The 6,637-nt window shown below is 58.3% G+C and carries 6 protein-coding genes and 1 pseudogene; 2 read left to right on the top strand and 5 right to left on the bottom strand.

The genetic code is table 11. The annotated features are described in order from the left end of the window. Positions 1-366: 366 nt before the first annotated feature. Both NW839_RS11735 and NW839_RS11730 read right to left on the bottom strand, forming a co-directional pair. A complete protein-coding gene (locus tag NW839_RS11735) occupies positions 367-1,281 on the bottom strand; it encodes a S1 RNA-binding domain-containing protein (RefSeq protein WP_414351627.1) in 915 nt (304 codons plus the stop codon). A gap of 71 nt (positions 1,282-1,352) precedes the next feature. Then, positions 1,353-1,793 (bottom strand): RrF2 family transcriptional regulator, encoded by a 441-nt coding sequence (locus NW839_RS11730; RefSeq protein WP_414332250.1) that lies wholly within the window; start codon positions 1,791-1,793, stop codon positions 1,353-1,355. 130 nt (positions 1,794-1,923) lie between these two features. Between NW839_RS11730 and NW839_RS11725 the strand changes: the two genes are divergently transcribed. Then, the gene (locus NW839_RS11725) at positions 1,924-2,919 is read left to right on the top strand and encodes an AAA family ATPase (protein WP_414351630.1); all 996 of its coding nucleotides are present in this window, start codon (positions 1,924-1,926) and stop codon (positions 2,917-2,919) included. 24 nt (positions 2,920-2,943) lie between these two features. On the opposite strand, the gene NW839_RS11720 is transcribed toward NW839_RS11725, so the two are convergent. Continuing rightward, the gene (locus NW839_RS11720) at positions 2,944-3,972 is read right to left on the bottom strand and encodes an ABC transporter permease (RefSeq protein ID WP_414351633.1); all 1,029 of its coding nucleotides are present in this window, start codon (positions 3,970-3,972) and stop codon (positions 2,944-2,946) included. 213 nt (positions 3,973-4,185) lie between these two features. Between NW839_RS11720 and NW839_RS11715 the strand changes: the two genes are divergently transcribed. Next, positions 4,186-5,142 carry an NAD-dependent epimerase/dehydratase family protein gene (locus NW839_RS11715; protein ID WP_414351636.1) on the top strand — a complete coding sequence of 319 codons (957 nt, stop codon included), beginning with the start codon at positions 4,186-4,188 and terminating at the stop codon, positions 5,140-5,142. Between the two features lie 103 nt (positions 5,143-5,245). Here NW839_RS11715 and cobW read toward each other — a convergent pair whose 3' ends face one another. Beyond that, the gene (cobW, locus tag NW839_RS11710) at positions 5,246-6,304 is read right to left on the bottom strand and encodes a cobalamin biosynthesis protein CobW (RefSeq protein ID WP_414351639.1); all 1,059 of its coding nucleotides are present in this window, start codon (positions 6,302-6,304) and stop codon (positions 5,246-5,248) included. Positions 6,305-6,435: 131 nt separating this feature from the next. Continuing rightward, a pseudogene (locus NW839_RS11705) lies at positions 6,436-6,637 on the bottom strand (Photosystem II reaction center protein); the annotation flags it as partial.

Raw genomic sequence — 6,637 nt, 5'->3', positions numbered from 1 at the left:
AAGGCGTTGAGCACGCGGTGGAGCTGGAGAGGATCAGTCGCTCTAGTTCCAGTGATTTTCCTCTGATTGCCGTAAGGCGTTGAGCACGACTAATGACGAAGACGGTCGGGAGTGGCACCTCCGTGATTTTCTTCTGATTGCCGTAAGGCGTTGAGCACTACAAAAACATGCCAATTCTGAGCCGGGCTCTGGAGTGATTTTCCTCTGATTGCCGTAAGGCGTTGAGCACTTAGTCATAACGTTTCCAGAGTCGATTGCTAAACGGGTGATTTTCCTCTGATTGCCGTAAGGCGTTGAGCACTATACCGTTATACGTATCATTTGTTTGCCACTTTGCGTGATTTTCCTCTGATTGCCGTAATGGGATCAGATGACTTGGCCGTCGGATGTTATTCTCCCCTTGAGTTTACCGGCCCGCTCTTCGGCCTCCTCCATAACCCTGTCCAGCTGCTCCAGCACCTCGCCCGGATGCTTTTCCAGCACCCGCAGGGAGAGGGCCATCCGTCCCTTGGCCTCATCCACATCGATGACAACAGCTTTGATGCGTTGGCCTGGTTTGAACAAATCCGGTAGCGAGGCTACAAAACTTTGGCTGACCTGCTTGATGTGCAACAGCCCGGTTACCCCTTCTTCCAAGTCCACAAACACACCGAAGGGTTTTAGTCCGCTGACTTTGCCTTCCACCACTTGGCCACTGGTGTAGCGGCTCAGGTTCTCGGACTTTACAGCCGCCCTTTGGGAGAGCACCAGCTTGTTGGCTTCTGGGTTCACCTCGATAAAGCTTGCTGTCAAGGATTGCCCCACCAACTCCTCCAGACTTTCCCGTTGGCTGAGGTGGGAGCGGGGAATGAAGCCGCGCAGCCCCTGCACATCCACCACCACCCCCCCTTTGTTGGTGGCGATCACCGGAACGGTTACCGTCTGGCCGTTGGCTTGCTTCTGGGCCAGCTCTTCCCAAAGCCGCTTCAGCCTCAGCCGCCGCGCCGAGAGCACAATTTGTCCTTCTGCATCTTCCCGCAGGATGAGAAACTCGGCTTCTGTCTTTAAAGGAAAGAGCGCACTCAAATCTTCCCCTGGGCGGATCCCTGCTTCCTTGAGGGGCAAAAAGGCCGGGGATTTGCCGCCAATATCCACCAGAGCGCCATCGTTCTGATGTTGGAAGATGCGGCCTTGCACCACCTGCCCCGGTTGAAAGCTGAGGTTTTGCTTGTCTAAAGCCTGGGCAAAATCTTCCGCGGAAAACGTATCGGCAGCCTGAGAGCGAGAAGAGCGAACGGTCATGGAAGGGCTCAATTCAAAAAGCAGTGGGTTTCAGGATAACCCAAAACCTTCCAAGGATCCCAGCCTCTGGCTTAAATGTAGTACATAAGCCGAGCCTGTTGCTGTTGTGCCTGCCGGTCGCAGAGGTCTTGTAGGGTGGTCTTCTGGAGAATGGCTACCGCCGCAGCTTGGGCATCTTGCCAGGCCTTCAGGAGCACTTCCCGCTCTGGGGTGAGATCGCCCGAGGGCAAGTCGCGGGAGCGGGTGAGATCTTCCCCCTCGATGGCCTGGATAACATCCAGCAGCGAGATCTGCCAGGGTGCTCGGGCCAGGAAGTAGCCTCCCTTGGATCCCCGTTGGCTGCGCACCAACCCCTGTCTGCGCAAGGTGGCCAGCAGTTGCTCCAAGTAGCGGTCGGGTATGGACTGATGGGCCGCAATTTCTTTGATCTGCAGCACCTGGCCATCACTGTAGTGCTGGGCCAATTCCAGAAGGGCCAGGAGAGCATATTCACTTTTGCAAGACAGTTCCAAGATATCCATCCTTGTGGAGGGCTTAGGTCTATGATACTCCGGTTTTTCACTGGGGTTTAGCGGGATCCCGCCCTGAGCTGGCAATGGGATCCAGCCTGTAAGGTGGAATAGGCCCCTTTGGGAATGGTTTATGGCGAGTGTCAGCACCCGGTCTGGTTCAGCACGGATCCCAGCGGAGCGATTACAAACCTTGCACCAACAGATTGGCAAGCTGATTGCCAATATCGAATCCGTGTTTCAGGGCAAATCGCAGGTGGTGCAGGCGGTGGTCACGGCCTTGGTTGCGGAAGGTCATGTTTTGCTTGAAGATGTGCCCGGTGTAGGCAAGACCACTTTGGCGCGGGCCATCGCCCACAGTTTGGGAGCCAAGTTTCAGCGGATTCAATTTACCAGCGACCTATTGCCGACAGATATCCTTGGCCTCACCCTTTTCAACAAAGAAAAAGGGGATTTTGAATTTCGTCCCGGCCCCATTTTTGCCCACGTGGTCTTGGCGGATGAAATCAACCGCACCTCGCCCCGCACCCAGAGTGCTCTGCTCGAGGCAATGGCGGAAAAGCAGGTTTCGCTGGACGATCGCACCTACCCGCTGCCCAGCCCATTTATGGTGTTGGCCACCCAAAATCCTTTGGAGTACCACGGCACCTATCCCCTCCCAGAAAGCCAGTTGGATCGGTTTTTGGTGCGGCTGTCGATTGGCTACCCCAGCCCTGAGGTAGAGCGAGCCTTGCTGTTGCAACGGCAACAGGCCGAGCCGGTGGATGATCTGCAGCCGGTTCTCTCCCTGATGGAGTTGCGGGAGATTCAGTCGGCGGTGGATCAGGTGTATTTGGATGGATCCCTGGCGGACTATCTTCTGCAGGTGGTGCAGGCCACTCGCGTGTCCAAGCTGCTGCGGGCGGGGGTATCCACCCGTGGAGCCCTGGCCTTGGCGCGGGCAGCACGGGCTCAGGCGCTGGTGAAAGGGCGCAGCTTTTGTCTACCAGAAGATCTGCAAGCACTGTTCGTGCCGGTACTGACCCATCGGGTTTCTCTGGCCGGGTCGGGAGAGATGGCCGGCAACCGACGGCAAGAGGCTGAGGCGGTGATTCGGGATATTGTCTCCACAATTGAGCCGCCTGTTTGAGGGATCCGTAGCAGCAATGGTTAACTACAGCAGTGAGTCGGGTCGGATCCGGGGATCCACCCACATCAGGAGCAAATCGGCCAACAAATTGCCCAGAATGAGCATCACGGCCCCCAGCAAAAGCCCCGCCATCACCACATTGATGTCGAAACTTTGAACAGCCTCCAAGAGCAGCTTGCCCAGCCCCGGCCAATTGAAGAAAAACTCGGCAATAAAAGAGCCGCTGAGCAGATTGGCAAACTCAAAGCCCAAGATCGTGATCAAGGGGTTGACGGCGTTGCGCAGCGCGTGCAACCAGATCACCCGCCACTCTGGGATCCCACGGGCCCGCGCCGCCTGGATGTATTCCTGCCGCAGCACATCCAAGAAATTGCCGCGCGTAATCCGCTGCAGCCCGGCAAAGCTGGTGATGCTCAGGGCCAGCGTGGGCAGGAGCAGGTGGCGGCCCAGATCCAGCAACTTTTCCCCCAAACTAAGCTCGGCAAAATAAACACTGGTCATCCCCCCTACCGGCAGCCAGCTCACGTTTTGGGCCACAATTAGCAGCAAAATGGCCAGCACGAAGCTGGGCATGGCCTGGCCCAGGTAGCTGAGCAACTGCAACGCCCGATCCAGGGGGGTGTTCTGCCGCAGCGCCCCCAGGATCCCTAGGGGAATGGCGACCAGCCAAGTCAGCACCACAGAGGACACCGCCAACAGCAAGGTAGCGCCGGCGCGGGAGAGGATGAGCTGTGCTACCGGCACGCGATAGGTGTAGCTCACCCCGAAATCCCCTTGCAGCAGGTTGCCCAGCCAGGTCAAGTACTGCCAAACCAAGGGCTTATCCAACCCCAGCCGCGCTTCCTCTTGGGCAATAAACTCCTGGCTGACACTGGGATCCGCCCGCAAGGGATCCAAAAAGTCCCCAGGGGCCAGTTGCAACAGCAAAAAACTGAGCAGCGTGATCAACAGCAGCACCGGTACGGCTTGGGTGATCCGCTGCAAAACTAAGGCCAGGGGAGGCCAAAGGTCAAAAGCGCGGGAACGGGAAGGCGGAGAGGAGGTTACAGCCACAGATGCAGATGGATACCTTAAGTGGTGCGCTCTTTGAGTTGGATTCTTGTCGAACTATGCTGACATCCTTGCGGCCAGATTTCCAGTGTGGGGTTTGCCAAGTCGAGCGGCTCTCTTGCAGGGGAATTGAGGGCTCAGGCAGTCCGGCAGACAGAAGCTGAAGCGGTACACTAGTCAGAAGCTTTTTTCATCGAGTCCCGTTGGGAAGACCTCTTGCGAAACCTGTTTCTTACCGGCGCTAGCGGCTGCCTGGGGCACTATGTGTTGGAGCGCCTGGCCCAGCAAAGGGATCCCGATTTTCCTGAGCAGCCTGCCTACCACCTGTACGTTCTCATCCGCGAGACCAGCCGCCTACGGCTGCCCCTGGAACGACTCCCTGCCCCCATCACTTGGGTGCCCGGCGATCTCCTACGCATCCGGGAACACGCCGCTCTGCTGCGCCAGATGGATGGGCTGATCCACATGGCAGCGGCTTGGGGGGATCCCGCCCTGGCTTGGGCCGTGAATGTTACCCACACCCTGGAGCTCTTTCAGTTGTTGGATCCGGAGCGCTGTCAGCAGGTGATCTACTTTTCCACGGCCAGCCTTTTGAACCAGGACCTGGAGCCTTTGGCCATTGCCGGACGGGCCGGCACCGACTACATCCGCAGCAAGTACGAGATGCTGCTGCGGCGGCAGGAAAGCGGCTTCTGGCCGGAGCGCCTGCTCACCCTTTATCCCACCCTGCTCTTTGGCGGCAGCCCCCACCACCCCTACTCCCACATCACTGCCGGCCTCAAGGACGTTCTCCGCTGGCTGGATCTGATCCGCTTTTTGCGGGTGGATGCCAGCTTCCACTTTATCCACGCTGCCGATGTGGCCGAGATGGTGGCCTATTGGGTGGCCCATCTGCCTGGTGGCGGCGATTGGGTGTTGGGCAATCCCCCCGTCTCCTGGGATGAATGTGTGGAACAGATGTGTGCTTATTTCAAAAAACGGATCTATTTCCGAGTGCCTCTGCCCCCGGCTCTCGTTCGCGGCTTGGCCTTTCTATTTCGGGTGCGGCTTTCAGCCTGGGATGAGTTCTGTCTGCGCCAGCGCCATTTTGTTTACCCGGCCATTTCCCCAGAAACCCTGGGTTTGCGCTGCCACTTCCCCACCGTGGCCTCTCTTTTGGATACCTACCTCTAGACCACCTTTGAGTAACAGTAGAACTGGACGCTGCTTCCTTTCCCTCTGGGACGGGGGGATGAGAGCCGAGGACCCAAGGGATCCCACTCGCCTCCGACAGGGATCAGCCGGTGGGGGCCACCGTTTCTCTGATGGCCAAGGCCTGGAGCTGGGCGGCAATGCGCTCGCGGTTGAGGTTTTGCCCAATCAGCACCAGTCGGGTCAAGCGCGGCTCCTGGGGTCGCCAGGGGCGGTCGTAGTAGGTTTCAAATCGGGATCCCACCCCCTGCAGCACCAGGCGCATCGGCTTGTGGGGAACGGCCACAAATCCTTTGATCCGGTAAAGGCATTCCTCTTGGGCCAACCGGCGTAGCTGAGCCACCAGGGATCCCGGCTCATAACCTCCCTCCAAGCTGAGGTAGAAAGACTCAAAAGCTTCGTGCTCATGCTCCTCCCCGTGATCGTGGTGGCTGGGGCGGCGCTCGAGCTGGTCTTCCACCGCTGCATTAAAGCCCAAGAGCACTTCTGGAGGAACCTGCCCCCGCTCACAAGGGAGGATTTGAACCTCAGGGCGCAAGTGGTGCCGCAGCCAGCTTTCCACCCGAGCTTGCTCCTCTTGGGTAATCTGATCCACCTTGGTGAGCACCACCAAATCGGCACAGCTCAACTGATCCTCAAACAATTCCTCAAGCGGAGTCTCATGGTCCAAACTTTCGTCAGCCTGCCGCTGCGCCTCCAGGGCCGCCGGATCCCCCACCAGTTGCCCAGAGGCCAGAGCCTGACCATCCACCACCGTAATCACCGCATCCACCGTGGCGCCTGTACGAATGGTGGGCCAGCGGAAAGCCTGCACCAGGGGCTTGGGCAAGGCCAGTCCTGAAGTCTCGATCAGGATGCAGTCCAGCTCTGCCCGCCGTTGCAACAAAGCTTCCATGGTGGGCAAAAACTCCTCCTGCACCGTGCAGCAGAGACAGCCGTTGGCCAGCTCCAGAATGGGGATGGATCCCTCCCCCTCACACAGTTGGCAATCCCGCAGCAACTCGCCGTCGATGCCCACTTCGCCAAACTCGTTAACCAACACGGCAATGCGGCGGCCCTGGTTGTTGAGCAAAAGGTGACGGATCACCGTGGTCTTGCCGGATCCCAGAAATCCGGTGATGACGGTAACAGGGATCTTGTGCATCTGCTCTGATGACTCGGTGCTCTTCAGTTTCCACCCCAAACTTTCTTTCTGCCAATCCTTGAGGGGGGGATGCCCAAAAAAAGGCCCCCGGCAAGGGGGGCCAAAGGTACATTCCAGAGGGACTTATGCCCTTATCGGATCGGCTTCATCCGGTAAACCGGCTCGTTCTCGCGGCTGATCCCTTTCTCAAAGCCAGCAGCGGCAGCGCGAGCGCGACCGGCATGCCACAGGTGGCCGACAAAGAACAGGAAGCCGAAGATGAAGTTGTGAGCAGCCAACCAGGTGCGGGGGCTGGTGAAGTTCACCGTGTTGATCTCGGTAGCCACACCACCC

Origin of the sequence: Synechococcus sp. R5-15, from assembly GCF_047462035.1 — a bacterium.
GTDB lineage: Bacteria > Cyanobacteriota > Cyanobacteriia > Thermostichales > Thermostichaceae > Thermostichus.
Note: the sequence above shows the minus strand (reverse complement) of the source record. Positions and strands in the feature narration are given on the sequence as shown.

Coding starts and splice junctions, on each gene's coding strand:
- NW839_RS11725 (WP_414351630.1), top strand. CDS start 1,924: ATGGCGAGTGTCAGCACCCGGTCTGGTTCAGCACGGATCCCAGCGGAG.
- NW839_RS11735 (WP_414351627.1), bottom strand. CDS start 1,281: ATGACCGTTCGCTCTTCTCGCTCTCAGGCTGCCGATACGTTTTCCGCG.
- cobW (WP_414351639.1), bottom strand. CDS start 6,304: ATGCACAAGATCCCTGTTACCGTCATCACCGGATTTCTGGGATCCGGC.